At 56.9% G+C, this 26,110-nt stretch carries 26 protein-coding genes and 2 tRNA genes; 7 read left to right on the forward strand and 21 right to left on the reverse strand.

Translation table 11 applies throughout. The annotated features are described in order from the left end of the window. From AC1QQ2_RS04825 to AC1QQ2_RS04905, 17 genes are all read right to left on the reverse strand, one after another. Entirely contained in the window at window positions 1–192 is a 192-nt protein-coding gene (locus tag AC1QQ2_RS04825) for a hypothetical protein (protein ID WP_479712286.1), read from the reverse strand. Beyond that, window positions 177–1,787: an OpgD/OpgG family glucan biosynthesis protein gene (locus tag AC1QQ2_RS04830; protein ID WP_479712287.1), complete on the reverse strand. Its 1,611-nt coding sequence runs from the start codon at window positions 1,785–1,787 to the stop codon at window positions 177–179. The genes AC1QQ2_RS04825 and AC1QQ2_RS04830 overlap by 16 nt, the downstream gene beginning before the upstream one ends. Window positions 1,788–2,139: 352 nt before the next feature. After that, window positions 2,140–2,214, reverse strand: a tRNA-Phe gene (locus tag AC1QQ2_RS04835). 133 nt (window positions 2,215–2,347) lie between these two features. Continuing rightward, window positions 2,348–5,167 (reverse strand): calcium-binding protein, encoded by a 2,820-nt coding sequence (locus AC1QQ2_RS04840; protein WP_479712288.1) that lies wholly within the window; start codon window positions 5,165–5,167, stop codon window positions 2,348–2,350. A 438-nt stretch (window positions 5,168–5,605) separates the two neighbouring features. Continuing rightward, a complete protein-coding gene (locus AC1QQ2_RS04845; protein ID WP_438987413.1) occupies window positions 5,606–5,782 on the reverse strand; it encodes a DNA gyrase inhibitor YacG in 177 nt (58 codons plus the stop codon). Further along, window positions 5,782–6,816, reverse strand: a complete 1,035-nt coding sequence (locus AC1QQ2_RS04850; RefSeq protein WP_105234270.1) for a ribonuclease E/G — start codon at window positions 6,814–6,816, stop codon at window positions 5,782–5,784. The genes AC1QQ2_RS04845 and AC1QQ2_RS04850 overlap by 1 nt, the downstream gene beginning before the upstream one ends. Further along, entirely contained in the window at window positions 6,813–7,418 is a 606-nt protein-coding gene (locus tag AC1QQ2_RS04855; protein WP_479712289.1) for a Maf family protein, read from the reverse strand. The genes AC1QQ2_RS04850 and AC1QQ2_RS04855 overlap by 4 nt, the downstream gene beginning before the upstream one ends. Then, window positions 7,415–7,633, reverse strand: coding sequence for a translation initiation factor IF-1 (infA, locus tag AC1QQ2_RS04860; RefSeq protein WP_067550718.1), 219 nt, complete (start codon window positions 7,631–7,633; stop codon window positions 7,415–7,417). The genes AC1QQ2_RS04855 and infA overlap by 4 nt, the downstream gene beginning before the upstream one ends. 83 nt (window positions 7,634–7,716) lie before the next feature. Beyond that, window positions 7,717–8,595 (reverse strand): carbon-nitrogen hydrolase family protein, encoded by an 879-nt coding sequence (locus AC1QQ2_RS04865; RefSeq protein WP_479712290.1) that lies wholly within the window; start codon window positions 8,593–8,595, stop codon window positions 7,717–7,719. Beyond that, window positions 8,592–9,179, reverse strand: a complete 588-nt coding sequence (locus AC1QQ2_RS04870) for a GNAT family N-acetyltransferase (protein ID WP_479712291.1) — start codon at window positions 9,177–9,179, stop codon at window positions 8,592–8,594. The genes AC1QQ2_RS04865 and AC1QQ2_RS04870 overlap by 4 nt, the downstream gene beginning before the upstream one ends. Then, window positions 9,176–9,577, reverse strand: coding sequence for a ketosteroid isomerase-related protein (locus AC1QQ2_RS04875; protein WP_438987408.1), 402 nt, complete (start codon window positions 9,575–9,577; stop codon window positions 9,176–9,178). Before AC1QQ2_RS04875 ends, AC1QQ2_RS04870 begins: the two co-directional genes overlap by 4 nt. Window positions 9,578–9,579: 2 nt before the next feature. Continuing rightward, window positions 9,580–10,110: an arsenate-mycothiol transferase ArsC gene (locus AC1QQ2_RS04880; protein WP_479712292.1), complete on the reverse strand. Its 531-nt coding sequence runs from the start codon at window positions 10,108–10,110 to the stop codon at window positions 9,580–9,582. Continuing rightward, the gene (locus AC1QQ2_RS04885) at window positions 10,055–10,534 is read right to left on the reverse strand and encodes a UPF0262 family protein (RefSeq protein ID WP_479712293.1); all 480 of its coding nucleotides are present in this window, start codon (window positions 10,532–10,534) and stop codon (window positions 10,055–10,057) included. The genes AC1QQ2_RS04880 and AC1QQ2_RS04885 overlap by 56 nt, the downstream gene beginning before the upstream one ends. A gap of 11 nt (window positions 10,535–10,545) precedes the next feature. Beyond that, complete coding sequence (gene hisD, locus AC1QQ2_RS04890; protein WP_479712294.1) at window positions 10,546–11,850, reverse strand: histidinol dehydrogenase; 1,305 nt, start codon at window positions 11,848–11,850, stop codon at window positions 10,546–10,548. A gap of 82 nt (window positions 11,851–11,932) precedes the next feature. Continuing rightward, a complete protein-coding gene (locus AC1QQ2_RS04895) occupies window positions 11,933–12,412 on the reverse strand; it encodes a DUF2948 family protein (RefSeq protein ID WP_479712295.1) in 480 nt (159 codons plus the stop codon). Continuing rightward, window positions 12,409–13,677: a UDP-N-acetylglucosamine 1-carboxyvinyltransferase gene (gene murA, locus AC1QQ2_RS04900; RefSeq protein ID WP_105234261.1), complete on the reverse strand. Its 1,269-nt coding sequence runs from the start codon at window positions 13,675–13,677 to the stop codon at window positions 12,409–12,411. Before murA ends, AC1QQ2_RS04895 begins: the two co-directional genes overlap by 4 nt. Before the next feature lie 7 nt (window positions 13,678–13,684). Further along, on the reverse strand, window positions 13,685–13,834 hold the full coding sequence (locus tag AC1QQ2_RS04905; RefSeq protein ID WP_167668764.1) for a hypothetical protein: 150 nt from the start codon (window positions 13,832–13,834) through the stop codon (window positions 13,685–13,687). A 90-nt stretch (window positions 13,835–13,924) separates the two neighbouring features. Between AC1QQ2_RS04905 and AC1QQ2_RS04910 the strand changes: the two genes are divergently transcribed. From AC1QQ2_RS04910 to ptsP, 5 genes are all read left to right on the forward strand, one after another. After that, window positions 13,925–13,999, forward strand: a tRNA-Thr gene (locus AC1QQ2_RS04910). Window positions 14,000–14,161: 162 nt separating this feature from the next. After that, window positions 14,162–16,438 (forward strand): methyl-accepting chemotaxis protein, encoded by a 2,277-nt coding sequence (locus tag AC1QQ2_RS04915; RefSeq protein WP_479712296.1) that lies wholly within the window; start codon window positions 14,162–14,164, stop codon window positions 16,436–16,438. A 70-nt stretch (window positions 16,439–16,508) separates the two neighbouring features. After that, window positions 16,509–16,922, forward strand: coding sequence for a DUF1178 family protein (locus tag AC1QQ2_RS04920; RefSeq protein ID WP_479712297.1), 414 nt, complete (start codon window positions 16,509–16,511; stop codon window positions 16,920–16,922). A 111-nt stretch (window positions 16,923–17,033) separates the two neighbouring features. Beyond that, window positions 17,034–18,290, forward strand: coding sequence for an aspartate kinase (locus AC1QQ2_RS04925; RefSeq protein ID WP_479712298.1), 1,257 nt, complete (start codon window positions 17,034–17,036; stop codon window positions 18,288–18,290). A 186-nt stretch (window positions 18,291–18,476) separates the two neighbouring features. Continuing rightward, window positions 18,477–20,720, forward strand: coding sequence for a phosphoenolpyruvate--protein phosphotransferase (gene ptsP / locus AC1QQ2_RS04930; RefSeq protein WP_479712330.1), 2,244 nt, complete (start codon window positions 18,477–18,479; stop codon window positions 20,718–20,720). Here the strand turns inward: ptsP and AC1QQ2_RS04935 are convergent, their stop codons facing one another. Beyond that, on the reverse strand, window positions 20,721–21,518 hold the full coding sequence (locus AC1QQ2_RS04935; protein ID WP_479712299.1) for an EcsC family protein: 798 nt from the start codon (window positions 21,516–21,518) through the stop codon (window positions 20,721–20,723). It abuts the gene before it with no gap. Next, complete coding sequence (locus tag AC1QQ2_RS04940) at window positions 21,487–22,038, reverse strand: GNAT family N-acetyltransferase (RefSeq protein ID WP_479712300.1); 552 nt, start codon at window positions 22,036–22,038, stop codon at window positions 21,487–21,489. Before AC1QQ2_RS04940 ends, AC1QQ2_RS04935 begins: the two co-directional genes overlap by 32 nt. An 84-nt stretch (window positions 22,039–22,122) precedes the next feature. Between AC1QQ2_RS04940 and AC1QQ2_RS04945 the strand changes: the two genes are divergently transcribed. Beyond that, complete coding sequence (locus AC1QQ2_RS04945) at window positions 22,123–22,731, forward strand: flavin reductase family protein (RefSeq protein WP_479712301.1); 609 nt, start codon at window positions 22,123–22,125, stop codon at window positions 22,729–22,731. A 4-nt stretch (window positions 22,732–22,735) separates the two neighbouring features. Here AC1QQ2_RS04945 and AC1QQ2_RS04950 read toward each other — a convergent pair whose 3' ends face one another. After that, entirely contained in the window at window positions 22,736–23,356 is a 621-nt protein-coding gene (locus tag AC1QQ2_RS04950) for a YdeI/OmpD-associated family protein (RefSeq protein WP_479712302.1), read from the reverse strand. Between the two features lie 78 nt (window positions 23,357–23,434). After that, window positions 23,435–25,048 (reverse strand): SulP family inorganic anion transporter, encoded by a 1,614-nt coding sequence (locus AC1QQ2_RS04955; RefSeq protein ID WP_249946948.1) that lies wholly within the window; start codon window positions 25,046–25,048, stop codon window positions 23,435–23,437. 172 nt (window positions 25,049–25,220) lie between these two features. Here AC1QQ2_RS04955 and AC1QQ2_RS04960 point away from each other — a divergent pair, with 172 nt between their 5' ends. Further along, complete coding sequence (locus tag AC1QQ2_RS04960) at window positions 25,221–26,090, forward strand: S-methyl-5'-thioadenosine phosphorylase (protein ID WP_479712303.1); 870 nt, start codon at window positions 25,221–25,223, stop codon at window positions 26,088–26,090. The last annotated feature ends 20 nt before the right edge of the window (window positions 26,091–26,110 follow it).

Genomic DNA, 26,110 nt, shown 5'->3' on the forward strand with positions numbered 1-26,110 from the left:
TTATTGACCGGCCCGCGACGGCAAGAGCGTTAAGGCCCGCAACCAGCCCCGAACCGAGACTGTGATCGGCGCAGAGAGGTCTTGTTCAGGCATCGCCATCGGTGCGTCGGGCAAGGTGCCTGCCGCGCTCATCAAACGCTCTTCCAAGGGTGCAAAGTGTCCTGTCGATCGATCCATTATGCGTTGATCCATTGATAGAGCCACACTTCGGTCAGACGTTGGTCAAACCCGTTCACATAGGCGGAAAGCTCTACGACGGCGTCCGCATTCGCGCGCACATCGATCACCAGCCGCCAAATATCCGTTCCGCTGATTTTCTCGAGGGTATGGCCATAGATTTCGCCGCCTGTGGCGTTCAGCACGGGCTCAATCTCTGCCTCACCATCCAAAGCGGCCATCAGGCCACCTTTGAAATCAATAACGAACTTGCGGGTACCCTTTTCGGCCTCGACGCCAGAAATGCCGCCATGGCCCGAACGGGTTTCAAACACCCAAGCCAAATCCGATCCAGCGTCTTGGGCCAAATCACCCCAACGCAAACGATAGGAGTATTCACGATGGTCGCCAGCAACAGCGCGATCTTCGGGGATCCAATAGGCAACGATATTGTCGTTCGCCTCTAGATCAGACGGGATTTCAACGAGCCGAACATGGCCTTTGCCCCAGTCGCCAATTGGCTCCACGTTCAAAGACGGACGCCGTTCATACCGCGCACCAACGTCCTGATAGCTCGCGAAATCGCGGTCGCGTTGATGCAGGCCAAAACTACGCGGGGCGGTTTCGTTGAAATACGACCCCGTCAGGCGTGGCGGGTTGTTCAACGGGCGCCAGATAACATTGCCATCCGCCCGTTCGATCCGCAGGCCATCGCTGTCGTGGACGTTTGGACGATAGTCATCCCAGCCCGCACGGTTCTTTTCCGAGAACAAGAACATTGAGGTCATCGGCGCAATGCCCAATTCGACCACGTCCTGACGAAAATACAGACGGCAGGTCACATCCATGAGCGTTTCAGCGCCCGGTTCAATGACAAAACGATAGGCACCCGTGACACTCGGGCTCTCTAGCGCGGCATAAATCGAGAGAGAAGGGCCACCGTTCGGATCACGCTCCATATAGAATCGTGAGAACCGCGGGAATTCTTCGCCCTTTTGGGTGCCCGTGTTGAGCGCCAAACCACGCGCCGACAGTCCATAAGCCGACCCGCGACCCAACGCGCGGAAATAGGACGCACCCAAGAACGCGGCGACTTCATCCCATTTATCGGGGCGATTGAGTTGCGCATTCAAACGGAAACCAGCCACACCAGGCAAAGCATAGTGATCGGGAACGCGGTCCTTTAGATCGTTGAGATATTCGAAATCATCGGTCGAAAAGACCATTTCAGTCGCGACACCGTCAGCAACTTCGAAAATGCGAACGGGTTCAGGGAACAGCCACCCCATGTGAAACGCTGCGAGTCGGAAATCAGACCCGCTGTCCTGCCAACGCGCCGCTTTGTCGTTGAACCGGATTTTCCGATAATCGTCGTAATTCAACCCGTCGATGAAACCTTCGGTCACAGGATGGGGTTCATACACGCCACGCGAAAGCTCCCGCACCTGTTCGGACAATAGATCGAACGAAAATTGCTGCACAGCGGCAACAGAATTCCCCTCTACAGCATCCGCCTCTTGGGCATTGGCAGGAACAGGCATCCCGAGGAGCGCTGCAGGAACAAGCCCAGCAACAAGAGCCAAGAGATCACGACGCGAAACAGACGCAACAGTCGGGCGCAAGGAGGCCATTTTCGTTTTACATCTCAATAGTTTTGCCGGAATCAAGGACGCCAGCGTTTTCAAGCTCCCAATTAGTGCTTCGCCCAGATTCTCCGCAAGAGGCAATGTAACAAACCTGTGGCACAAGCGTGTTACCGCCTGAAATCGACTGCGAAATAAGCAGGTTTTCGCACCTCTGGTTGCTGCAATTGCAAACACATCATAGCCGCAATGCAGCCAACGCAGATCAGCCCATACGTGCATGGGGGGGGCAGTGCGATTTTGAGTAGCCAAAACAGTTAGAACGCGATGGAGCCGACGAAAAATACAGAAACAGCAGCTCTGACAAAAAGCGCATCGATTTATCTGAAAGGGTTTTAAATGGTGCCCAGGGGCGGATTTGAACCACCGACACGAGGATTTTCAATCCACTGCTCTACCCCTGAGCTACCCGGGCACCGGTTAGCAAGAAACTCTGTTCCTCGCTGGGTAGCGGCGTTCTAGACAGGTAGCGCGGGGGTGTCCAGAGGCATTTTGACCGATTTTGAATTTGTTTTCCAAATTTTCGCGGAAAGAGGGTATTCCTCTTTCTAGCCCCTACCCGAGAGGTGATAGGAACTGCGGAAGCCTTTGCTGTAACGGGCAACGACATCGCGATCACGCATGTAACCGATCACCCGTGCCAGAGCACCACGTGCGAAACCGCGCAGATGCGGATGCGGCATCAGCATCTTTGCGAGAATCGGACCAACGCGCCAATAAGTCCAGATAAAGGCTCGACCGAATCTGTTGTGGACGAGGATTTCATCCCGAACACGGCGCAGGTAGTTCACATCTGGGTGGTAAGTGTCGCCATAAGCAGCGGTTGCAACAAAGCACGAGCCAGCGCCACCGTCCAAGGTCATGTCGGACACGTCTTCGCCGCTGTAAGGCGTGGTGTCTTCTTCCTCGATCGGCTGGTTCATCGCTTGGATGATTTCGTCGACAGACGGAATGACAGTCGCGTTAGCTTCATATTCGTCGGCCAGCAACGCTTTGGTATCAAGCTCGAGGTCTACACTTTCATCAAGCGGGAACGCCTCGGCGATCCGCATCAGGTAGTCGTCGAGAATGTCAGGGTCGAATGCTGCCAACATAGCGTCAGCTGCATCGCCTGCATTTTCGAGGTGATCGAGCAGCGACAGCGGATCAGCGTCCTCGAGGAAGGCATCAAGGTCGGCCTGATCGAAAGCATTCAGCAGCAGCGGGAGGTTCTCTGCTGGAATGTTTTCAAGCAGCGCATTGACGTCGGTGGTTTCCAAGAGGTCCGATAGTTCGTCTGCGCTAAGACCCGACAGGTAATCCGCTACGTCCTCGGGCGATGCCGTCGTCAGGAAGTCTGCGAATTCGGTATCGCCACGCATGTTCTCAACCCGATCGAGCGTTGCAGCAACACCTTCGGGGTCAGTGAAATCGACGAGCGAATTGGTCAGGTCACCCAACTGGCCAGCAGCGCCAAGCAGCTCAGTAGTGCCGCCATCAGCATGCAAGAAGATCAGGTCGTCGTCCTGAATGGAGACCGCGTTCATTAGGTCATCAACGGTTTCGTAAGCGCCCATGAAGCTGAGCGTATGACCTGCAGTCGCATCAAAGCCCGTCACAACGGTATCGCCCGTGGTGTCGATGAACAGATGTGCACCTTCGCCCTCGATGGTGACGTCGTTTTCGCCTGCCCCTGTGATGACGGTATCTGTGCCTTCACCTGTGATGACGATGTCATTACCTTCGCCCGTGACAAGCGTATCATCGCCCGCGCCACCGTCGATGGTGTCGTTGCCTTCGCCACCGAAAATGGTGTCACGGCCAGCTTCGCCCATCAGGGTGTCATCGCCGAGGTTGCCAGCAATAGTGTCAGCGTGGTCGGTGCCGATCAGACGGTCAGAGTAGTCGGCGTAGCGGTCAACTTTCGCATCGTTGCCCCACATATCAACGCCAGTGCCGATCGAGAATTCCAGCTTAACGATGTCATAACCGTCGAGGGACAGATGAATGTCACCATCGCTTGCTGTCACTTCGTCACCCATAAAGGTCTCGGTGAACGGGCGCGACAGGTAGGACAGCGGATCGCCTTCGTCCAAGGTGCTCGAGAACGGGTTATCGATGGTCGAAAGCTGCTGAACCCACAGGTGATCGTAGTCGCTGACGAGGTCACCGACGTTCAGTTCGATGTCGATCCCGTCAGCGGACCGCGATGCGAGGAAGATGACGACCTTTTCGTCATTGCCAAAGGCGTTGATATCCACCTGATCCTGCGCAGTATCGTCGCCGATATCGCTAAAGAACCGCTGCGGATACGACACGTCGATCACCTGCGTATCAACGAGGCTGCGCGACATCATCCGCATCACTTCGCCTGCAGGGGTCAGTTCGCTTGCTGTGCCACCAGGTGCGTCTGCGTCGTTATAAATGCGGCCAAGGCGGGTGTAGAGCGACTTGTAGGTCGTGCCCCAAACAGACGCCTGATCGACACCGTGGACGGCCATGTCCTCGAACATTTCGATGATGTTCGACGCCTGCTCCATCCCGAATTCGTTGCCGACGCGGTTCTGAACGTTCCATTCCGAAACGTAGTATTCAACGTCGCCAAAGCCTTTTGCGTAGGCAATATCGTCGAGACGATCAAAGACGCTGCCGCTGGAGTGTATCTCAGCATAGTCATCGGGGTAGTAGTGAGTCTCGATCACATCGATGGCGGCACGGGCTTCCATGTCCATCTCACCGATGATCTGAGGAATATCGTCGCGGTCCCACGGCAATGCCGTCTGCATCGCAATCTTAGGCGCAACCCAGTCAGGGTCGCCGATTTCCTCGCGATAATCTTCAAATAGATCGTCGAGCTTTTTGGCCATGACGTTGACCATCTTGCCGTATTCGGCAGGGGTCTCGCGCGCGCCGTTGTTCACCCAATATTCGTTCCCGATGGTGACGGTGTCGAGTTTGACCTCGCCGTAGAGCCCGTGGATCAGGTCATCGATGTGCGCAAGCAAGCCATCAACCGCAGCCTCGTCAGGCAAATGATTGCCAGCGGCGTCAGTGGCCGCGGAATAGAAATGCTCAGTCGGCAGAACCCAGTCGATTGTCGCGCCTTTGTCAGCGGCGTAAGCGACGAATTCTTTTGCGGTGACAAAATCATCTTCGAGGTTGGCTGGAGCGGTCAAAGACCAGAATTGCTGCGAGGTCGCATTATCTGGTTCGAAAAGTTTTTCGGTAACTGTACCGCCCGGAAAACGAAAAGAGGTCGTGCCCAGTTGGTCGACAAACGTATCGTATTGACCGCCATCAATGGTTCCGTCTTTGGTAAACAGCGCATTAATGCCGAACATCTCGGACGATAATACGTCAGAAGCGTATCCGTCATTTCCGATGATCATTTGCTGTACGATAGCCACGACAAACCCAACCGATGCGAGATGAAGAGAACGGCACCCGAACTCTGAGGACGCTTGTGCGCCTCAACTCAATCTTCGCGGGAAAAGCAGTGATACTTAAGGAAACAGAGGTCTAACCAACGGTCACGACAGGAGAGTGACCTGACCAAATTTCACATTTCTGACCCTTAATAAGAGTCAAAAATATTCATTCGTATACTTCATATATTTTTAGGGATAAAAATTTTTGCCACCTTCAGTCGAAAACATAAACCGTCGAATACACCCAGAAATCATCTTACGGTTGTTTAAAGCTCTAAAAAATGACGATTTGAGAATCTAAAACAACTTTAATCAGAAGTTTGCTTTCCGATTCGCCTCGGCTGAAAATGAAAAGGCCGCCCAAATGGCGGCCTATTTGGTCACTTTTCCCGATTGCGACTAATGCCGCAGTGGGGGGATTTCATCTTCTGGGATATCTGACTCATCGATCGGTTCGGCAGATGGAATGGCGTAAGAACCCGACAACCACTTAGCCAAATCGATGTCCGCGCACCGTTTGGAACAGAACGGGCGGTATTTCTGATCCGTCTCTTTCGCGCAAATCGGACAGGCCATTACAGCCCCCGCAAGATCGCAGCCAAAGGCAGACGTTCGCGTTTGCGCTGCAATTCAAACAGGCCCATCGTCGTCCAACCCACAAGGCTCGTCTCAATGGCATCATTGCGGAACGACGCGCGCAAGGACTGTTCGACCTGTTTACGATGCGCCTTTGAGATCGGCGCGAAATCAACGGCAAGCTGGCCACCAAGACCACGCAGACGCAACGCACGCGGCAACATACGGCTCGCAGCCAAGTTCGCCTTGAGAGCAGCAGCAGGCGAGGTATCGCCACCCGTATTCACATCGACCGCCACCAAGGCGCGGGTCGCTTCGACATACATGTGGCCTTCGCCCAGATCGATGAACGGCGATTTAAGCGCCTCGATCTGATCCATGACGCCGTGATCTTCGAAACAGCCTTCGTCGGTTACGACCTCAGCCGCAGACACCCATTCACGCCACGCGAGGACATGCGGACCATCCCCTTCGGTCAGGGCCTCAGGCTCCGTGCCTTCAAGGTCATTCAAGACGGCGTTCGCCAGATCAGCCATCGCTGCGATGTCCTCCGCGATATCGTCGTCATCGGCACCAGCACAGGACGACCGCAGGATCAGACCGTGTTCGATCCCTTCCATGACGGCGTGACCGATGGCGCTGATACGGGCGCGGTCTTCTTCGTCGTCGATGGAACGGCTGACGTTCACGCCCGGCTTACCCGGTGTGACGATCGCATAGCGGCTTTTGAACAGAACACGGTCGGTCACAGGAACGGCCTTACCCGCCTCGGTGTAACCCGTGACCTGAACCAGCATCGGCTGACCAGGACGCAGACCCTTGCTCTGACGCAGGAACGCCGTCTCACCCTCAGGCAAGCGCAGCATCATACCTCCCTGCCCCTTGAGCGGACGATCACAGATCGCGCGGAAAATCGCACCGGGGCGCGGCTGGCTATCGTCGTCGATCAGCAGATCTTCGAGTTTGCCATCTACCATCAGTGCGGCAGCTTCGCGCTCACCGACGTGGTCCAGAAGGATCGAACGTCCCTTCATTGTTCTACTCCGTATAAAGGAAAGCCCGCAGCGGTCAGCAAACCAGCGGTTTCAGCCAGCGGAAGGCCAACCACGCTCGTAAACGACCCGTTGATCCACGGGATAAAGGCGCCCGCAGGCCCTTGGATCGCATATCCGCCCGCTTTGCCCTTCCAATCGCCAGAGGCGAGGTAAGCATTCACTTCGGGATTAGAGAGACGCTTCATCGCCACGGTCGTGACAACATCCGTCTGCCAAATCTTTTCGCCACGTTTCACCGCAACGGCAGTGATCACGCGGTGACGACGACCTGAGAGGGCAAAGAGGAACGCAGCAGCCTCTGCCTCGTCCACAGGTTTACCCATGATGCGGCGACCCAGCGCAACCGTCGTATCGGCGCAAAGCACCACCTCATCCGCGCCACAGGGCACGGCAGCGGCCTTATCAGCGGCAATACGATTAACATAGTCGCGCGGCTGTTCGCCCTTACGCGGATCTTCGTCCACGTCAGGCGGGCGCACCGCAAATGGCGTTACCCCGATCTGCGCCAAAAGCTCCAGTCGCCGCGGCGAACCAGAGCCCAAGATAAGCTGCAAACCGGATGTCGGTGAAACCGTGCTCACCGAAAACGATAGTTAATCCGACCTTTGGTGAGGTCGTAGGGGGTCATTTCCACCTGAACCTTGTCGCCCGCGAGGACGCGGATGCGGTTCTTGCGAAGTTTACCTGCCGTGTGTGCGATGATCGTATGGCCGTTTTCAAGCTCGACCAGGAATGTCGCGTTCGGCAGGAGTTCCTTCACGACACCGGGGAATTCGAGCAGTTCTTCCTTGGCCATGTGATCTCCGTAATTGCAAAATCCGCCATCATGAGCGGAACGGCGGTTAAATGCGCCCGATTTACCAATAATTCAAGCGCAAATCAGGCGAGGGTCGCCAAGGTGAGGTTTTGAAGCCGCGAATCCTGTTCGGTCCAATGGCTAAAGTTGCCGACCTGCCCCGAAACCCGAGGGGCCGCGATGGCTGCAGGGTCGACCTCTGCAATGACCCATGCCGCCTCGTCCGTGTCGCCTTGGACGATGATCCCATTGCTCGGCAAACCGTGATCGGGTGGGCAGAAGAGCGCGGCACGACCTGTTCCCGTATCCAACACATCACAATCTGACACAGGACCCAAAACGGGCGATTGCACGATCAGACATTGATTTTCGATTGCACGCGCACGGCACGACTGACGCACACGTGTTTGGCCTGCGGGCAGATCGGTCGCGGAGGGGACGAGGATCATATCCGCGCCACCTTCGCACATCGCGCGGGCCTGCAGCGGGAATTCACTGTCATAGCAGATCAAAATACCCAACCGCCCCAAAGCAGTATCGAACAGCTTTACCGTTTCCCCGACGGACAACTGCATTTCGCGGCGTTCATAAGGTGTCAGGATCAGCTTATCCTGAAACACCGCATCCCCCGATGGGCCAAGCAAATAAGACCTATTCACCATCCGCGCGCCATCCCGAACGCAGAGCGATCCCGCGAGGATATGGACGCCAAACTGCGCTGCCAGATCGGAATGCAGCGCGATCCAATCCTCAGCCGCATCCGCCATTCGGCCTGCCCATTGCGCAGGTGAACAGTCGTTCGGGGTCCCGATCAGGGCCGCTTCGCACCCGCCATATTCGGGGAACACGAGCAGTTCAGCGCCCTGCCCCGCAGCAGTAGACACCCAGCCCGTCAATTTCGTCTCAAGCGAAGACCACGTCGCGTGCCATTCAGGGCGGTAAGCAGAAGTTGCGATTTTCATAGAGCTTTCATCCAGAATTGAAGCGGCTTTTCCGATTGTTCGGCATCACCGTGGTCGGTCCATTTGAACCGCGCAACGACCCCGTCGAGTTTTTCGTATCCGCGTTTCCGCCAAAACCCATCCAAGGGCCGATAGTCCGCAGGCCGCGCAGGATGATCCTCTGGCCGCATCACTGAACAGAACGCCACGTAGCGACGGCCCAGCGCCTTGGCCTTTGCCTCGCGCATGTCAAAAAACACATGTCCAGCGCCCTGCCCCCGATAGTCAGGCAGCAACACCGATTCGGCACAGTAAAAGATGTCGGCCAGAGGGATACCCGTCGCCGCAAAGGGCGCCGCAAAGTCGCTCGCGTGATCTTCCATCGGGGTGCCTGTTGCCACACCAACGATACGGTCCCCATCCTTGGCTGCGACCAGAATGGCGTTTTGCGCATCGCGATAGGTCGCGACATAGTCCCGCTCGTAATCGAGCGACCCTGCATAGAGGTAAGGCCAATCGGCAAACACATCAATCCGAAGCCGCGCTAGATCATCCAGCGCCGCCGCGACCGCGTCCCCGTCTAGAACCTGATAGATCAGGGTCATGCGCTGACCTGACGTATCCAATCTGCGAGGTTGTAGTAGGTGGTGACGCGGCAAATTTTGCCGTCTTTCAGCGACATGAACGACCCGGCAGGCAGGACGTATTTCTGACCTGCCGCTTCCGGCAGACCTTCGTCCGTCGACAGATATTCTCCGTTCACTGTGAATTCAGCCGCGGCGCGGGTGCCGTCAGCAGAGCCGAAGATCACGATATCTGTCAGACATTCGCGATAGCAGCGGTCCATGTGGTCACAAAATGCGCTAAACAACTCTTTGCCAACGCGCACTTGGCCTTCGTTCACGTGGTGGGCCACGTCATCCGACAACTCAGCCAACATGCCGGCCTTATCGCCCGCATTGAAAGCATCAAAATAACGTTGAAGAACGGCTTTGGCGTCCATGGTCACTCCTTTGACGGGCCCCATCTGTCATGCAGGCGGGCAATTATCTGGTCACGTGTTTTGCGATAACTCTCGAGCTTTTCATCCCGTGTGGTCCCCAACCCTGTCGGATCGAGGATCGGCCAATATTCAACGTCGAGATGGAAAAACCGCGTCATTTCAAGAGCCTGACGTTGACTCGCCGGCGACAACGCAACAACGAGGTCGAACGACGACAGGTCATCGCCCCATTGTTTTAGCTCGTCAAAAGACCGCGCACGGTGGCGGGATAGCTCAACGTCGACCTCTTGGCAGACGGCGATGGTAAAGCCGTCGATTTCGAGGTCGCTCTTTACGCCCACGGACTGCACGTAACATCCCGTGCCGTAGAATTTCTTCATCAATCCTTCGGCCATAGGCGACCGGACCGAATTATGATCGCAGCAGAACAGAACCGACTGCGGGAGAGGCTGATATGTCTTACCGCCCTCGTCCAAATCAGCCCCCGAAATGCAGAACGCAGATAAGGGTGAACAAGCGACGCGCGGTGTCATGATCCACGACCGCCTTGCCCTCTAGACGTTCTTGCAGAACATTGGCGCCTTCGTTGTGGATACCACGGCGCGCCATGTCGATCGTTTCAATCTGGCTCGGCGCAGCGGTTTTCACCGCATCGAAATAGCTTTCGCAGATCAGGAAGTAATCTTTGACCACCTGACGGAACGGCCCAAGGCTGAGGTGGAATTCACCTGCGGGGTCATTCGCTTCGGTCTTAATCTCGAACACAAGACGGCGTTCGCGCACCGAGAGGAACAGCTTATACGGCCCCTCAGGCGCAGGACGGTCGTCCCGCGAAACGAGGTCAAAGCTGTTTTCCTCGAGAAGATCAAACATCGCCACGCGGCGTTCCTGTTCGACCTCGGGTGTGGGCGGCGGCAGATTGCTGTCGTCCAGCTCTATGTGAATGATCTTTGACATTCCGCGATGCCCTATCCCTTGTTCAAACGGTCCAGACGAGCGCGGACCGACAATCCGTGCGCTTCCAGACTTTCCGACTGTGCCAGACGTTCCGCCGCGGGGCCAATAGCCAAAAGTGCCTCAGGCGTCATTCGTGACAAAGTGGTGCGTTTTAAGAAGTCCATGACCGACAAACCCGACGAAAAACGGGCCGAACGCGCCGTAGGCAGCACGTGGTTTGGCCCGCCGATGTAGTCGCCAATGGCCTCGGGCGTGAAGGAACCGATGAAGATAGCGCCAGCGTGGCGAATCTTTTCCGACAGCGCCTCAGCATCAGCGGTGCAAATCTCGAGGTGTTCGGGCGCGATCCGATCCGAGAGGCGCACAGCCTCTTCCATGTCACGCACAACAATCACCGCGCCAAAATCACGCCAGCTTGTGCCAGCGATTTCGCGGCGTTCAAGCGTCTCTAGCCGTTTCTCGACGGCGGCAGCGACGGCGCGACCAAAATCAGCGTCATCCGTAATCAAAAGCGATTGCGCGCTTTCGTCGTGTTCCGCCTGAGACATCAGATCAACCGCGATCCAGTCGGGATCATTGTCTTTATCCGCGATCACGAGGATTTCGGACGGGCCAGCGATCATATCGATACCGACCTTGCCAAACACACGACGTTTCGCCGCCGCGACAAAGGCATTGCCCGGCCCTGTGATCTTATCCACGGGCGCGATGGTTTCGGTGCCATAGGCCAGTGCCGCAATCGCTTGTGCCCCGCCAACACGGTAGATCTCGTCCACGCCAGCGATACGCGCAGCCAGCAAAACAAGCGGGTTCGTCACGCCGTCCGGTGTCGGCACCACAATCGCCAAACGATCGACGCCCGCTACTTTGGCAGGGATCGCGTTCATCAGAACAGACGACGGATAGGACGCAAGACCACCTGGAACATATAGCCCAGCAGCCTCAACCGCAGTCCAACGCCAACCAAGCTGCGCACCAACCTCGTCCACCCACAGAGCATCCGCAGGCATCTGACGTTCGTGATAGGCCCGAATACGTTCCGCTGCGAGTTCGAGCGCGGCGCGATCCTCGTCCGAAACCTTTGCACATTCCGCCTCGATCTCAGCGTCCGAGAACCGCAACTGATCAGCGGTCAATTCCATGCGGTCGAATTTCGCGGTAAGTTCCAGAACAGCCGCGTCACCACGTGCCCGAACATCAGCAATGATGCCCGCAACGACGGCATCCACATCTGGGCTGTCTTCACGCTTCATCCCCAACAGGGCAACAAAGTCCTGCTCGAAACCTGCGTCGGTGGTGTCCAGAAAATGCGGCATGGGCGGTCTCCTTCTGAGGCTTGATAGCGCCCCATCACGACCCCTTCAATCATCGGGGCCGCGTCATTTTAAGCATAAGCCATTATTCAGGGTGCTGCGGAGCCTTATGAGACGGCGCAACATAAGGACGAGTGACATCGCGCAGGACGACTTCAAGCGCCTCGACCGACAGCGCAATTGCGCCATCGCCTGCGAGGGTCAGGACAACAGTGCCTGTCCCATCTTCGCCCGCTTCAAAGCTAATGGATAACAACGACAGCACCGTATCCGCATCACCGCGCGGCACCCCTTGGGACCGAACAGCGGTGACATCCTCAATCGCAAGAACGGATTGGACCCGTTCAAAGGCACGATTGCGGGTCTGCGCCTTATCCGCATCTTCCCAACGGAAACGGTTCAACAGCAGGGCAAAGCGGCGCTCTTTGGATTTCCAAACCATTTCCGATGATGGAAACACCGAATCCTGAACGAGTGACGACACTACAGCGAGGTCGTCCGCATCCAGCGCCTTTAGCCGCAGCGGTGCGTCGGCACCATCTTCGAACCGAGCATCTTGGGTCACTGGCCTTTGATCCTTTCGATCTGCGCACCAACGGCACCCAGTTTTTCCTCAACGTGCTCGTAGCCACGGTCGAGGTGGTAAACGCGGTTCACTTGCGTTTCACCTTCCGCCGCCAGACCCGCGAGGATCAGCGAAACCGACGCGCGAAGGTCGGTTGCCATCACAGGTGCGCCCTTCATCTTATCGACGCCATGAACGGTCGCGGTGCCGCCATGAACGTCAATCTTAGCACCCATACGGATCAGTTCGGGCGCGTGCATAAAGCGGTTCTCAAAAATCTTCTCTTCAAGCACCGATGTGCCCTCAGCAAAGCAAAGCATCGCCATCATCTGCGCCTGAAGGTCGGTCGGGAAGCCTGGGAACGGCTCTGTCGTAACATTCACCGCTTTCGGACGACCACCGTCACAGCGCACTTTGAGGCCGCGGTCTGTTTCCTCAACCGTGATTCCCGCCTCGGTCAGTTTTTCAACGAACGATTCGACGAGCGACAGTTTCCCGCCCAGACATTCGACCTCACCACCCGCAATCACAGGGGCGAGCATATAGGTGCCGAGCTCAATACGATCGGTGACAACAGGATGGGTTGCACCGTGCAGGCGATCGACGCCTTGAATTTCGATACGGCTGGTGCCGTCGCCTTCGATCTGAGCGCCCATTGCCCGCAGACAGGTCGCAAGGTCGACAATCTCTGGCTCACGCGCTGCGTTTTCGATGATTGTCGTGCCTTTGGCCAAGGTCGCAGCCATGAGAACGTTTTCGGTCGCACCGACAGAGGCAAAGCGCAGTTTCACAACGCCGCCTTTCAACCCGCCTTGGGTTGTTGCATGCAGATAGCCGTCTTTTAGATCAATGGTCGCGCCCATCGCCTCGAACGCGGCAATATGAATATCCATCGGACGCGCCCCAATCGCGCAACCACCCGGAAGCGAGACAATCGCATGGCCTTCACGCGCCAAGAGCGGCCCAAGAACAAGGTTTGACGCCCGCATTTTACGAACGATTTCATAATCCGCGCGGGTCGAGTTCAGACCATGCGACGACATCGCCATGACCTTACCATCCGCCAGAGCAGAGACTTCAGCGCCCAACGACTGCAGCAGAGCGGTCATCGTTTTGATGTCAGACAGGCGCGGCGTGTTGGTCAGCGTAAGGGGTTCGTCACTGAGCAAAGTCGCGGGCATCAGCGTCAGCGCGGCGTTCTTTGCGCCCGCAATCGCGATTTCACCGCGCAGCGGTTTACCGCCCGTAACCAGAATCGAATCCATAATGCCCCTACTCTTCCTCAGAAATATCTGTTGCGGTCGCGCGCGCACGTGCCTGTGCCTTGCGCTTCGCCATATTAGCTTTCAACGCAGCTTTTAACCGATCCTCACGGGTTTGCACCTTAGGATCACCAATTTTATTGCCTGTTTTCTCACTCATGACCCTTCTGATACCCGCTGATAAAAAAACCGTCCAGAGAGGGGTTGCGTATGGAATCTTTTGCAGCTAATTCCCCCGCACCGAAAAGACGCTGCAGTAGCTCAGTGGTAGAGCACTCCCTTGGTAAGGGAGAGGTCGGGAGTTCAATCCTCCCCTGCAGCACCATCCCCCCGACATTCGAATAAGATACGCCAGAGCGTGGTCGTTTTCCGTTTGTCGCGATGTCGCAGGTTCGAACGGCATTTTTTCCTAAAACCTTTTTCCCTTGGGCCGTAACCCACAGTGGAAGGCCGTGTAATCGGTCGATGAGTTAATAGGCCGGTCGGTATGAAACTGTCTCTTTCGTGGAAACTTCCACTCGCGTTCGTATTTTTCAGTGCAGTCTCTGCGAGCTTCGTTGGCATTCTGGCAACGAACCGCATGAACGCGACGATGGAAAAAGCCGCGATTGAGAACCTGACAGCCAGCCAGGAGGTCATTTCTGACGCGATTATGGCTCAGATGGACAGCTATCGCGGTGTGCTGCACCTTCTTGCTGATGACATCTCTATCGCCTCAGCCCTTCGTGGTTTCTCGCGGGCGCTATCTGCAAATGACGGCGTAGAAGCGAACCTGACGATGATCCGCGACATCTACACGACAAACAACCCGAACATTTTGATGAATGATCGGTCAAAACTGCTGAACGCAGGTGACGGTAGCCACTACACAACGCTCCATTCGAACCTTCATCGCTGGTTCAACGTGATCGCATCCGAATTGACGATCGACGACGTCCTGTTGGTCGATCCTGATGGGAACATCGTTTATAGCTTTGCGAAACGCGACGATTTTGCGCTCAACATCTCTGACCCAAAAATCGCAAATACGGATGTCGCAGCGATGGCGCGGGACCTTCTTTCGATGGACCTCACAACCACGCACAACACCAGCAATGGTGTCTTTTGCGAAGGCACACCGATCCTGACTTCGGAATTCGGCATCTACAATTTGTCGGGCGGCGCTGTGAACGCGTTCATGGGCGCACCTGTCGTTGATGATTTTGGGAACACACTCGGCGCGCTTATTTTTGCTGTTCCAGAGACACCAATCCAAAAGGCCATGCGCCAGAAAAACGGCCTGAGCGTTGACGCACAGATCGTTCTTGTGAACCCAGACGGCAACGCCGTGATCCTGTCTGGCCTTCTTCCCTCTGGTCTACGCCAAGGTCATCACCTGCGCCTGTCGCGCAATTCTCCCAACATTGCCAACGCTATAAATGGTGAAACAGGCCAGATGGTATTCGATAGCGCCGAAGGCGTGTCGCTCATGTCGTCATACGGCCCGGTTGAGATCGGTGATACCTCCTACGGCCTCGTGATCACCGTAAACCACGACATGATTTTGGCTGACGCGACCTCTCTGACGAACATCATTGCAGCACTCGTCGTCGGCATCATTATCGTGGTCGGCATCATCAGTGGGATGATGGGTCGCGCGACCGTGCGCCCGATCATTTGGGTATCACGACGAATGAGCCGTATGGCAGACGAACGCGATCTAACCAAACGTATGATGGTCGTCGAACGGGATGACGAAATGGGCGAGGCGGCCAGCGGGTTCGACCGATTGATCAAGTTCATCGCTGATACGATGAAGAAGTTCCGCAACGGTATGGATGAACTGACCTTATCTGCGCGTGACCTCGAAACGGCCGCGCAGTCCCTTGCCAACAACGCAGACATCCAATCCTCCGCGGTCGAAGAGCTGTCCAGCTCGGTCGAACAGACCGCAAGCCAAGTGAAAACCAACGCGGAGTCGGCCAAAGCGGCTGAGGAACTCGTAGAAAGCACCTCGGCTGTTGTTGAACAGGGCACGCTCAAGGTGTCGCGGATGGTCGATGCGATGGATGCAATTAACGCGTCGAGCCAAGACATCGCGAAGATCATCAAAGTTATCGACGAAATCGCGTTTCAAACGAACCTGCTCGCGCTCAACGCGGCAGTTGAGGCTGCCCGCGCAGGTCAGCATGGCCGTGGTTTTGCTGTCGTCGCCCAAGAGGTGCGCAACCTCGCAGGTCGTTCCGCCAAGGCCGCACGCGAGACCAGCGAATTGATTGAAGGCAGCTCTGAGCGCGTGCGCGAAGGCGTTGCTATTTCGGAGGAAACCCGCGCGTCCTTTGACCAAATCGCGGAAAACATTGCGCATGTGTCCGATCTGGTAACCACGATTTCCGCCGCAAGCGCCGAACAGTCGCGCGGCGTTGATCTGATTAACGACGCGATCCTCGATATTGCACGGATCACACGCGTTACGAGCCAGCAGGCCGATGCGTTCGCATCGACCGCGACGCAGTTGACCATGACCAACGAGGCGCTTCTGGAAGAACTCAGCAAGTTCAAACTGGACAAAGAGGACCACATCGAACCCATCGACGTGACCCCTGTTGAGGTTGAGGAAACACAAGCCCCTAAACCCGCATATGTTCCTGAGAAAAACCACAACGCCGAAGAATCCGAATCAACGCCCGTGGCAGAAGTGGAAACCGCAAATGCGCCGAACAAACCTGCGCCATTCGTGGTCATTGACGCCGACAACGACGAACGCGGTTACGGCACCTTCTGACGCGCGCCCCTTTTCCAGACGATCAAGACGCGCTAATTCTGTCTCATCGTTGCGAAACTGAGGGTTCATCATGATCCGCTACGCACTGAAGTGCGACCAAGGCCACAGCTTTGAAAGCTGGTTCAAATCCGGAGAGGCGTTTGACACGCTTCATGCCTCCGGACTGGTTGCCTGCACGCACTGCGGATCATCGAAAGTGACCAAATCCCTCATGGCGCCGTCAGTTCGGACAGATCACGACCGTCCGCTGACCACGACCGCCTCCCCCGAAGAAGAGGCGATTGCGAAACTGCGCAAAGAGGTCGAAGAGAACTCTGACTACGTCGGGATGAGCTTTGCGTCTGAAGCCCGCAAAATGCACGAGGGCGACGCGCCAAAGCGCAATATCTACGGCGAAACGAAGCCCGAAGAGGCGATCAAACTCCTCGAAGAGGGCATTCCCGTTGCGCCCCTCCCTTTCACCCCGCGCAAACAGACGAACTAGCCCAATTTACCGCCGTCTTTTGTTACAAAAATGACGCATCCTTACGTTTGGACAATTGCCCTTTATCGCAATGCCAGCTAAGGGGATCGCGATATTTTGCAAGGGACAGCCATGCCGACGCTTGTCATGAAATTCGGTGGGACTTCGGTCGCCAACCTCGACCGCATCGCCCGCGCCGCTAAACGTGTCTCTCTTGAGGTTGCCAAAGGCTATGACGTAATCGTCATCGTTTCGGCAATGTCGGGTAAGACAAACGAACTGGTCGGCTGGGTGAATGAAACCTCGCCGCTCTACGACGCGCGTGAATACGATGCGATTGTCTCCTCTGGTGAGAACGTCACCGCGGGTCTGATGGCGCTGCGCCTTCAGGAAATGGGCATTCCAGCGCGCAGCTGGCAGGGCTGGCAGGTTCCGGTCAAAACCACCAGCGCGCACGGTGCTGCGCGGATCGAAGAGATCCCGAACGAGAACATCAATAAAAAGTTCGACGAAGGCATGAAGGTTGCCGTGGTCGCCGGCTTCCAAGGCATCTCGCCCGAAGGCCGCATCACCACCCTTGGCCGTGGTGGTTCTGACACCACCGCTGTTGCTTTCGCGGCTGCATTCGAAGCTGAACGTTGTGACATCTACACCGACGTTGACGGGGTCTACACCACCGACCCGCGCATCACGTCGAAGGCACGTAAGCTCGACAAAATCGCTTTTGAAGAAATGCTGGAACTGGCCTCGCTTGGTGCGAAGGTTCTGCAAACCCGTTCGGTCGAATTGGCCATGCGCTACAATGTAAAGCTGCGCGTACTTAGCTCGTTCGAAGAACCGTCAGATGACGCAGGCACGCTGGTCTGCGCAGAGGAGCAAATCATGGAATCCAACGTCGTTTCCGGTGTCGCCTATTCCCGCGAAGAAGCGAAAATGACCCTCGTTACCATCGAGGACAAACCGGGTATCGCTGCCGCAATCTTTGGGCCGCTGTCCGAAGCAGGCGTGAACGTCGATATGATCGTTCAGAACATCTCTGAACAGAACTATCAGGGCCATGCTGGCGGCGTAACAGACATGACCTTCTCCTGCCCCATCGAACAAAAGATGCGTGCAGAAAAGGCGCTGAACGATGCCAAAGAAAAAGGCCTGATCAACTTTGACCGTCTCGAGGCAGACACCGAAGTTGCAAAGGTTTCGGTTGTTGGCATCGGCATGCGGTCCCACGCTGGCGTGGCTGCTAAGATGTTCGAAGTCCTGTCCAAAGAAGGCATCAACATCAAAGTTATCGCCACCTCGGAAATCAAAATCTCCGTCCTGATCGACCGCAAATACATGGAACTCGCTGTTCAAGCGCTCCACGATGCGTTCGAGCTCGACAAAGGCTAAACCAGCCTAAATCCTCACGAAGGGCCGCCGTGGGTTTCCACTGGCGGCCTTTTTCTTGTGCAAATACCCCATGCTGCAGCTGCGAAAAAATGCTGCGATAGCAAGAGTTTGCCGTGACACCTTTTGTCCACTCCCATTCCTTACAGAGGTCGCTTATAGATGGGCGTAACAAAAACGGATGGACCGATGGGACACAGGATCGAAAGCGACAGCCGCAAGCTGCTGGGCCGCTTGCGCGACACCATGGCTGAGGATGCCGCAGGGCAGGCTCGACTGGATAAAATCGTGCACCTGATCGCATCCTCGATGCAGACACAGGTGTGCTCCATTTACCTATTCCGTGATTCTGAAACGCTCGAACTCTGCGCGACCGAAGGTCTGGACGCGGCCGCTGTCCACCAAACACGGATGCGTTTGGGCGAAGGTCTGGTGGGCCGCGTTGCTCGCACCCGCAGCGTAATCAACACCGCCGACGCCCCCGCCGCCAAAGGGTTCCGCTATATGCCGGAAACGGGCGAGGAACGGTATTCGTCCTTTTGCGGTGTACCGATCCAGCGACTTGGCAGTGCCTTGGGCGTTCTGGTCGTTCAGTCCAAAGAAGCCCGCGAATTTTCCGCAGACGAGGTCTACGCGCTCGAAGTTGTCGCAATGGTGCTCGCCGAAATGGCAGAGCTGGGTGCCTTCGTAGGCGAAGGATCGGCCATGACCGCCCGCCACCAGCAACCCGTTCTGTTCCGTGGCACCACGGGCCAAGAAGGCGCAACCGACGGCCACGTCTATCTGCATGAACCGCGCGTTGTTGTGACGAACCCTGTCGCCGATGACCCCGACAGCGAACTGGCACGCCTGCGCGAAGCCGTTGATACGCTGCGTGTTTCTGTCGATGACATGCTGAACACGACAACGACTGTGAACACTGAACAGGTTCAGGTGCTCGAAGCCTATCGCATGTTTGCGAACTCCCGCAGCTGGATGCGCCGCATGGAAGAAGACGTGCAGAGCGGCCTATCTGCCGAAGCTGCCGTCGAAAAAGAACAATCCCTTGCCCGCAGTCGGATGAATAGCGCGGGCGACGCTTACCTGCGCGACCGTCTACATGACCTCGACGATCTGTCGAACCGCCTGCTCCGCATCCTGACAGGCCAAGGCAAAGAGACCGGCGCCGCGATGCCAGAGAACGCCGTTCTCGTAGCGCGCAACATCGGGCCAGGTGAATTGCTGGAATATGGCAAGGGGCTGCGCGGCATTGTTCTGGAAGAAGGCTCTGTCGGGTCGCACGCGGCCATTGTGGCCCGCGCATGGGCGATCCCGCTTGTCATTCACGCAAAGAACATCACCGCTGAGGCGCTCAACGGCGATCCGATCCTCGTTGATGGCGATCAGGGGATCGTACACCTGCGGCCGGATGAAAACGTGCACAACGCTTTCCGCGATAAAATCGCGATGCAAGCCTTGGCCCAAGAACGCTACGCTTCGATCCGCGACCTACCCGCGACTGCACTTTGCGGTACGACCGTGAACTTGCATATGAACGCGGGTCTTATGGCGGACCTACCGTCGCTGCCGTCTTCGGGTGCCGAAGGCGTGGGGCTGTTCCGCACAGAGCTGCAGTTCCTGATCCGTAATCAGATGCCAAAACGTGCCGAGCTTTCGGCGCTCTATTCTCGCGTCATAGATGCGGCGAACAACAAACGCGTTGCGTTCCGCACGCTCGACATCGGGTCGGACAAGGTTCTGCCTTACATGCAGGCGCAGGACGAACCGAACCCTGCGATGGGCTGGCGTGCGATCCGCGTGGGCCTCGACAAACCGGGTGTCTTGCGGATGCAGCTACAGGCGCTGATCCGCGCTGCACACGGGCGTCCGCTGACCATTATGTTCCCCTTTGTGGCGCAGCTACAGGAATTCCGCGACGCGAAAGCCGAGATGAACAAAGCCTTGGACCGCGAACGCATCCTAGGCCACCCGCTGCCGTCCAAGATCGAAGTGGGCGCGATGCTGGAAACCCCCAGCCTTGCCTTTGCGCCTGACGCTTTCTTTGAAGAGGTGGATTTCTTGTCGATTGGCGGGAACGACCTCAAGCAGTTCTTCTTTGCCGCCGACCGTGAAAACGAACGCGTCCGCCGTCGCTATGACACGTTAAACGTCAGCTTCCTGTCGTTCCTCGAATTGGTCGTAGAACGCTGTGCCAAAGCAGGAAAACCCGTGTCGTTTTGTGGTGAAGATGCTGGCCGCCCGATCGAAGCGGTCTGCCTTGCCGCGATTGGTCTACGCACCCTCTCGATGCGACCAGCCTCGATCGGTCCCGTGAAACATCTGCTGCGCCGTGTGAACTTGAACGAAGCACGCGGCGTCATCGCCGATTCCCGCGCCCGTGGGGAACAATCGGTCCGCGAGGCGATCGGCGAATGGCTGTCCGAGCAGAGCTGATCAGCGTTTCGCGACAGAACGCCCCTTAACTGTTTCCGCATGAAAGGCCTCGATCACTTGATCGGGGTCGAATTCCCGCGCCAACTGCCGCAGCCCAAAGTGAACATGCGCCATTTCGGTGTAGTAGTTCACAAAGGCCAAATTGGTTCCTGCCCCTGCTGCTGCCCCCAAAACAGGCACTGCTTGCGTGGCGAACTTTTGCGCTAGGACAGCAGCGAATTTTGGGGCTACCTTCGCGATCAAGGAATGGATTGCAGGTCCTGTCAGGGCCACGCGCGCCCCGATGAAACTCGTATCAATCCCGTCGTCATCGGCATCAGGACCACCCGCGCTGAACACCCGCAAACACTCTGCACGGGTTTCGTCGCTGTCGATATCTTCGCCATAGGTTTGCGCCACGCCCTGCACAGCCCGAAAGATAATCGTCGTCGCAACAGGTATCTCTGCAATCGCGGTCGGTACGCCACCAACACCACCCAATGCGCCTGAAATCGCGCCGATTACCTTGTGCATACGGTCGCCTGCAACGGCCCGCTCTAACGGACCTTGCCGCGATACTTTGGCCAAATGGAAACTGCGCTCTAATGCAGTGCGCGCGGCCCCTTCGATTTTGGTTCGGAACGCGGCGGGCAGCATTTTCATGCCGTCCTCGACCTGACCACCCACATAGGTGATCACCTGCATCAACATACCGTTTGCAGATGCCTGACGCTGCGCTAAGGCCCGCACCCTCTCACGCCCAGCAGCATCAAGAGGGTTGGTCGGGTTAATCAGTCGAGGCGGGCTTTTCGTGATCATGTCCTCTAAAATGGGGACGACCACCGGGATTACAATCAGGGGCGGGCAGAACTTTGCCCGTAACACCCGTCCATGCCGACGGACAAAGGTTATAGCCCAGAACGCGGTCAGGGTTCGTGGGCGGCGGCATCTCGACGCCCTCGAGATGGAAGAAACCGAACCTTTTGTAATAGGGATAATCGCCCACCAGCATGACCCGCGACCAGCCTAGGTCAAAGGCGCGGTTCAGGGTCTTACGCATCAGCGCGCCACCGACACCTTCGCCTTGACGGGTCGGGTGAACGGCCACAGGGCCGAGGAGGATCGCCAACCGATCACCCACATAGACAGGCCAGTTGCGGATCACACCCGCGAGAATTCCGTCCTGATCCCGTGCGGTGAAACAAAGCTGCGCAATCGGATCAACACCATCGCGAAGCCGATACGACGAGAGTGCCGTCCTACCTGGGGCAAAGCAGAGGTCATAAAGTGCCTCAACTTCCCACCAATCCTGCGCTGTTTCCAAAGTCAGTTGGATCATTCCGAGCTTTTTTCCGCATAAAGTCTGGAAGCCGCCCTAGCATGACGCTACCTCTGCCGCAAACCAGATAAGGGTCCTTTTACTATGTTCTATCGTCCGGCCGATGGCCACGGCCTGCCGCATAATCCGTTCAACGCGATTGTCTCTCCCCGTCCGATTGGCTGGATTTCGAGCCGTGGCGCGGATGGCGTCGACAATTTGGCCCCCTATTCGTTCTTTAACGCCGTCGCCTACACGCCGCCCCAAGTCATGTTCTCCTCCAGCGGCACAAAGGTTGACCGCGATGGCAAAGACAGCCTCGCCAATATCCGCGAAACAGGTGTCTTCTGTGTGAACATCGTTGAATACGCGATGCGCGACGCGATGAATGCGACCTCGGGCAGCCATGCGGCCGATGTCGATGAGTTCGAATTCGCTGGAATTGATAAAGCCGAGTGTGACCAGATCGCTTGCGCACGTGTCGCCAATGCGCCTGCTTCGCTCGAATGTCGCCTCACCCAGATCGTAAAGCTCGAAGGGGACGAAAGCACGGCCATCTTTGGCGAAGTCGTCGGCGTTCACATGCGCGATGACTGCCTTGTCGATGGTGTGTTCGATGTGACCCGTTTCCAGCCGCTCGCCCGCCTTGGCTACCGCGATTATGCGATCGTCAAAGAGGTCTTCTCGCTCACGCGGCCCGACGATAAGGCCTAATCGCCTAACGTTCGTTCAGACCCTTACCCGCAAGAATACCCTCGCTAAACTTGGCGATCCGATTGATGCGGGTCGCCGTTTGTTTGGCGGCATTGAGGTTCATCACGTAGCTGCGCCGACGTCCCGGTGTCAGTGCGGCAAAGGCTTCGGCCATTTCGGGATCAGCGTCGAGAGCATTGGCCAATTCTTCTGGCAGCTCCAACTCTGTCGTTGTTTTCTTTTCCTTTATGCCCGCCTCTGCGTAGCCCATCGCCTCTGCAATATAGGCCGCTGCGATTGCAGCTTTGGCCGCCACCTGATCAGCCGCAGTAAATCGCAACATGTCGGGTGTCTTTGTCTCAGCACCCTGTTTTTCGAGAACACCCTCAGGGTCCCTCAAAAGACCCGCGTTGAAAAAGTTCAGACGGAAATTGTCGCGAAAGGCCCCGATAATCACGATGTTGCGGCCCGCGTGCGTGTAACAAGCATGACCCCATTTCACCGTTTCCGTCAGCCCTGCGTTTAAACATATCTCGCGCAACTGCCGCACTCCGTCGCCCCAAATTTGGGTCGAACAATCTGGCGTCTCAAAGCGGGCACAGCGACCGCAGCCTTTGGTAAAGAAATCCTCAACGTCAGTAATCATCGTAGTGCCCCCTCATCGGGCCACGATACATCCACTCTTCAGCGCTGAGAAATGAAAAGGGGCCCGAAGGCCCCTAAATCAATGTCCACCCAAGATGCCCGTGCGGACGCCATAGTCCACGGCAATCTCGTAATCTGGGTCATCGTCGCTATCGACCATCAAGTGCCCCGCTTTGGTCAAAAGCTTGTGGCAATCGCGGCTCAGGTGACGCAGTTGGATTTTCTTACCCGCCTGCTCGTATTTCGCAGCAACGGTTTCAATCGCCTGCAGCGCGGATTGGTCCGCCACGCGGCTGTCGTTGAAGTCCACAATCACGAGGCTCGGGTCGCCAGCAAAATCGAACAACTCGATAAAGCCATCGGTCGAGCCAAAGAAAAGCGGGCCCTGAACCTGATAGACCTTCGCCCCTTCGGGCGTGGTGTAGGTTTTCGCGTGGATACGGCGTGCGTTGTTCCATGCATAGGCCAGTGCCGACACGATCACACCAACCACAACGGCCGTCGCGAGGTCGGTCCAAACCGTCACAACCGTCACGAGTACGATCACAAAGGCATCGGTCAGCGGCACGCGGAACAGGATTTTAAACGAGTTCCACGCAAAGGTGCCGATCACCACCATGAACATCACACCAACCAGCGCCGCCAGCGGGATTTGCTCAATGAGCGGAGAGGCCACAACGATAAACGCCAGAAGGAACAGCGCCGCAGTGATTGCCGCCACGCGGGTGCGGCCACCAGATTTCACGTTGATCATCGACTGACCGATCATCGCGCAACCGCCCATCGTACCAAAGAAACCAGCGATAAAGTTCGCGGTGCCCTGCGCGATACACTCCTGCGATGCGCCACCACGTTTGCCAGTGAGTTCACCAACAAGGTTCAGCGTCAGGAGGCTCTCGATCAGACCAATCGCGGCCAGAATGACCGAATACGGCAGGATGATTTTGAGCGTCTCAAAGGTCATCGGCACCTGCGGGAAATGGAACATCGGCAGACCGCCCTTGATCTCTGCCATGTCACCAACGCGCGGCACATCGATGCCAAAGGCAATCACGATGATCGCGGTGATACCGATACCAGCCAGTGGAGCGGGAATGATGTTCGTCACCTTAGGAATACCCCAGATGATCGCCATCGTCAGAGCCACAAGGCCCAGCATCATATAAAGCTGAATGCCCGATAGCCATTCACCACCCGACATACCGTGACCTGCGGCCTCAGCACTACCCGGAACCTGAAATTGGCTCATCTGCGCAAGGAAAATCACAATTGCCAGACCGTTCACAAAGCCCAACATAACAGGGTGCGGAACGAGGCGGATGAACTTGCCCCAATGCATTACGCCAACAATCAGCTGGATGATCCCCATTAGAACAACAGTGGCAAAGAGGTATTCAACGCCGTGCTCAGCCACCAGTGCGACCATCACAACGGCCAACGCACCCGTTGCGCCCGAAATCATACCCGGACGGCCACCGATCAGCGCCGTTACCAAACCAATGATAAACGCCGCATAAAGGCCAACCAACGGGTGAACCCCTGCGACAAAGGCAAAGGCGACCGCTTCGGGCACCAGTGCCAAAGCAACGGTCAGGCCCGACAACACCTCGGTCTTGAGCTGGTTCGGGGTCAGATCGCCCTTATCGGCAATCGCGAGTTTTCCGGCCACAGCCGCCAGTCTTGCACGGGGCATTTTGGTTTTCCTATTCCTGTTCGCTTGCCGCCGCCCTAACCTGTTAGCGCCTGAAAGTGAACCCGCTCGCGCGTTCGGTGCCCATGTGTTGCGATGGCGGCACTGGCTTTGGGCTTGCGGAACGCCTCACTGCGGGGCAGCATAACAACCATAGATTGTAAAAAGGTGGGTCATGCAGACAAAAATCGGGATCATCGGGGGATCGGGCGTTTACGACATCGACGGATTGGAAAACCGCGAATGGGTGACGGTGGAAACGCCATGGGGGATGCCGTCGGATGACCTGCTGACAGGCACGCTCGATGGGATCGAGATGGTGTTCGTGCCACGCCACGGACGCGGTCACGTTCAGACCCCATCGACCGTGAACTACCGCGCCAATGTCGCTGCGCTGAAAATGCTCGGCGTGACCGATGTCTTTAGCGTTTCCGCCTGCGGGTCCTTCCGCGAAGACATGGCCCCCGGTGATTTCGTGATCGTCGATCAGTTCATCGACCGCACCTTTGCCCGCGAGAAAACCTTTTTCGGTCCGGGCCTCGTCGCGCACGTCAGCGTCGCGCACCCGACTTGTTCCCGCCTCATGGACGCCGCCGAAGCTGCCGCCCGTGCGACAGGCACGACCGTTCACCGTGGCGGCACCTACCTCGCGATGGAGGGCCCGCAGTTCTCAACGATGGCCGAAAGCCACCTCTACCGCCAATGGGGCTGCGATGTGATCGGCATGACCAACATGCCCGAAGCCAAGCTCGCCCGCGAAGCAGAGCTTTGCTACGCCTCCATCGCGATGATCACCGATTACGATAGCTGGCACCCTGACCACGGCGCGGTCGAAATTTCGGACATCATCCGCACGCTGCACGGCAATTCGGCCAAGGCCCGCGAAACGGTGGCTGGCCTGACCGCCCAACTCGGCCCCGACCGCGCATCCTGCCCTTGCGGATGCGATACCGCGCTAGAGTTCGCGATCATGACCGCCCCAGAGAAACGCGATCCGATGATGGTCGAGAGGCTACGGACGATTGCGGCCCGCGTGTTGAGTTGATACCCAAAGGCGCAATCAGT

It is taken from the genome of Aestuarium sp. (assembly GCF_023253315.1).
GTDB classification, from domain to species: domain Bacteria; phylum Pseudomonadota; class Alphaproteobacteria; order Rhodobacterales; family Rhodobacteraceae; genus Marivivens; species Marivivens donghaensis.

Excerpts from the sequence above, each read along its gene's own strand:
- AC1QQ2_RS04825 (WP_479712286.1), bottom strand. The coding sequence starts at position 192 with ATGGATCAACGCATAATGGATCGATCGACAGGACACTTTGCACCCTTG.
- AC1QQ2_RS04830 (WP_479712287.1), bottom strand. The coding sequence starts at position 1,787 with ATGGCCTCCTTGCGCCCGACTGTTGCGTCTGTTTCGCGTCGTGATCTC.
- AC1QQ2_RS04840 (WP_479712288.1), bottom strand. The coding sequence starts at position 5,167 with ATGATCATCGGAAATGACGGATACGCTTCTGACGTATTATCGTCCGAG.
- AC1QQ2_RS04845 (WP_438987413.1), bottom strand. The coding sequence starts at position 5,782 with ATGGCCTGTCCGATTTGCGCGAAAGAGACGGATCAGAAATACCGCCCG.
- AC1QQ2_RS04850 (WP_105234270.1), bottom strand. The coding sequence starts at position 6,816 with ATGAAGGGACGTTCGATCCTTCTGGACCACGTCGGTGAGCGCGAAGCT.
- infA (WP_067550718.1), bottom strand. The coding sequence starts at position 7,633 with ATGGCCAAGGAAGAACTGCTCGAATTCCCCGGTGTCGTGAAGGAACTC.
- AC1QQ2_RS04865 (WP_479712290.1), bottom strand. The coding sequence starts at position 8,595 with ATGAAAATCGCAACTTCTGCTTACCGCCCTGAATGGCACGCGACGTGG.
- AC1QQ2_RS04870 (WP_479712291.1), bottom strand. The coding sequence starts at position 9,179 with ATGACCCTGATCTATCAGGTTCTAGACGGGGACGCGGTCGCGGCGGCG.
- AC1QQ2_RS04875 (WP_438987408.1), bottom strand. The coding sequence starts at position 9,577 with ATGGACGCCAAAGCCGTTCTTCAACGTTATTTTGATGCTTTCAATGCG.
- AC1QQ2_RS04880 (WP_479712292.1), bottom strand. The coding sequence starts at position 10,110 with ATGACACCGCGCGTCGCTTGTTCACCCTTATCTGCGTTCTGCATTTCG.
- AC1QQ2_RS04885 (WP_479712293.1), bottom strand. The coding sequence starts at position 10,534 with ATGTCAAAGATCATTCACATAGAGCTGGACGACAGCAATCTGCCGCCG.
- hisD (WP_479712294.1), bottom strand. The coding sequence starts at position 11,850 with ATGCCGCATTTTCTGGACACCACCGACGCAGGTTTCGAGCAGGACTTT.
- murA (WP_105234261.1), bottom strand. The coding sequence starts at position 13,677 with ATGGATTCGATTCTGGTTACGGGCGGTAAACCGCTGCGCGGTGAAATC.
- AC1QQ2_RS04905 (WP_167668764.1), bottom strand. The coding sequence starts at position 13,834 with ATGAGTGAGAAAACAGGCAATAAAATTGGTGATCCTAAGGTGCAAACC.
- AC1QQ2_RS04915 (WP_479712296.1), top strand. The coding sequence starts at position 14,162 with ATGAAACTGTCTCTTTCGTGGAAACTTCCACTCGCGTTCGTATTTTTC.
- AC1QQ2_RS04920 (WP_479712297.1), top strand. The coding sequence starts at position 16,509 with ATGATCCGCTACGCACTGAAGTGCGACCAAGGCCACAGCTTTGAAAGC.
- AC1QQ2_RS04925 (WP_479712298.1), top strand. The coding sequence starts at position 17,034 with ATGCCGACGCTTGTCATGAAATTCGGTGGGACTTCGGTCGCCAACCTC.
- ptsP (WP_479712330.1), top strand. The coding sequence starts at position 18,477 with ATGGGACACAGGATCGAAAGCGACAGCCGCAAGCTGCTGGGCCGCTTG.
- AC1QQ2_RS04935 (WP_479712299.1), bottom strand. The coding sequence starts at position 21,518 with ATGATCACGAAAAGCCCGCCTCGACTGATTAACCCGACCAACCCTCTT.
- AC1QQ2_RS04940 (WP_479712300.1), bottom strand. The coding sequence starts at position 22,038 with ATGATCCAACTGACTTTGGAAACAGCGCAGGATTGGTGGGAAGTTGAG.
- AC1QQ2_RS04945 (WP_479712301.1), top strand. The coding sequence starts at position 22,123 with ATGTTCTATCGTCCGGCCGATGGCCACGGCCTGCCGCATAATCCGTTC.
- AC1QQ2_RS04950 (WP_479712302.1), bottom strand. The coding sequence starts at position 23,356 with ATGATTACTGACGTTGAGGATTTCTTTACCAAAGGCTGCGGTCGCTGT.
- AC1QQ2_RS04955 (WP_249946948.1), bottom strand. The coding sequence starts at position 25,048 with ATGCCCCGTGCAAGACTGGCGGCTGTGGCCGGAAAACTCGCGATTGCC.
- AC1QQ2_RS04960 (WP_479712303.1), top strand. The coding sequence starts at position 25,221 with ATGCAGACAAAAATCGGGATCATCGGGGGATCGGGCGTTTACGACATC.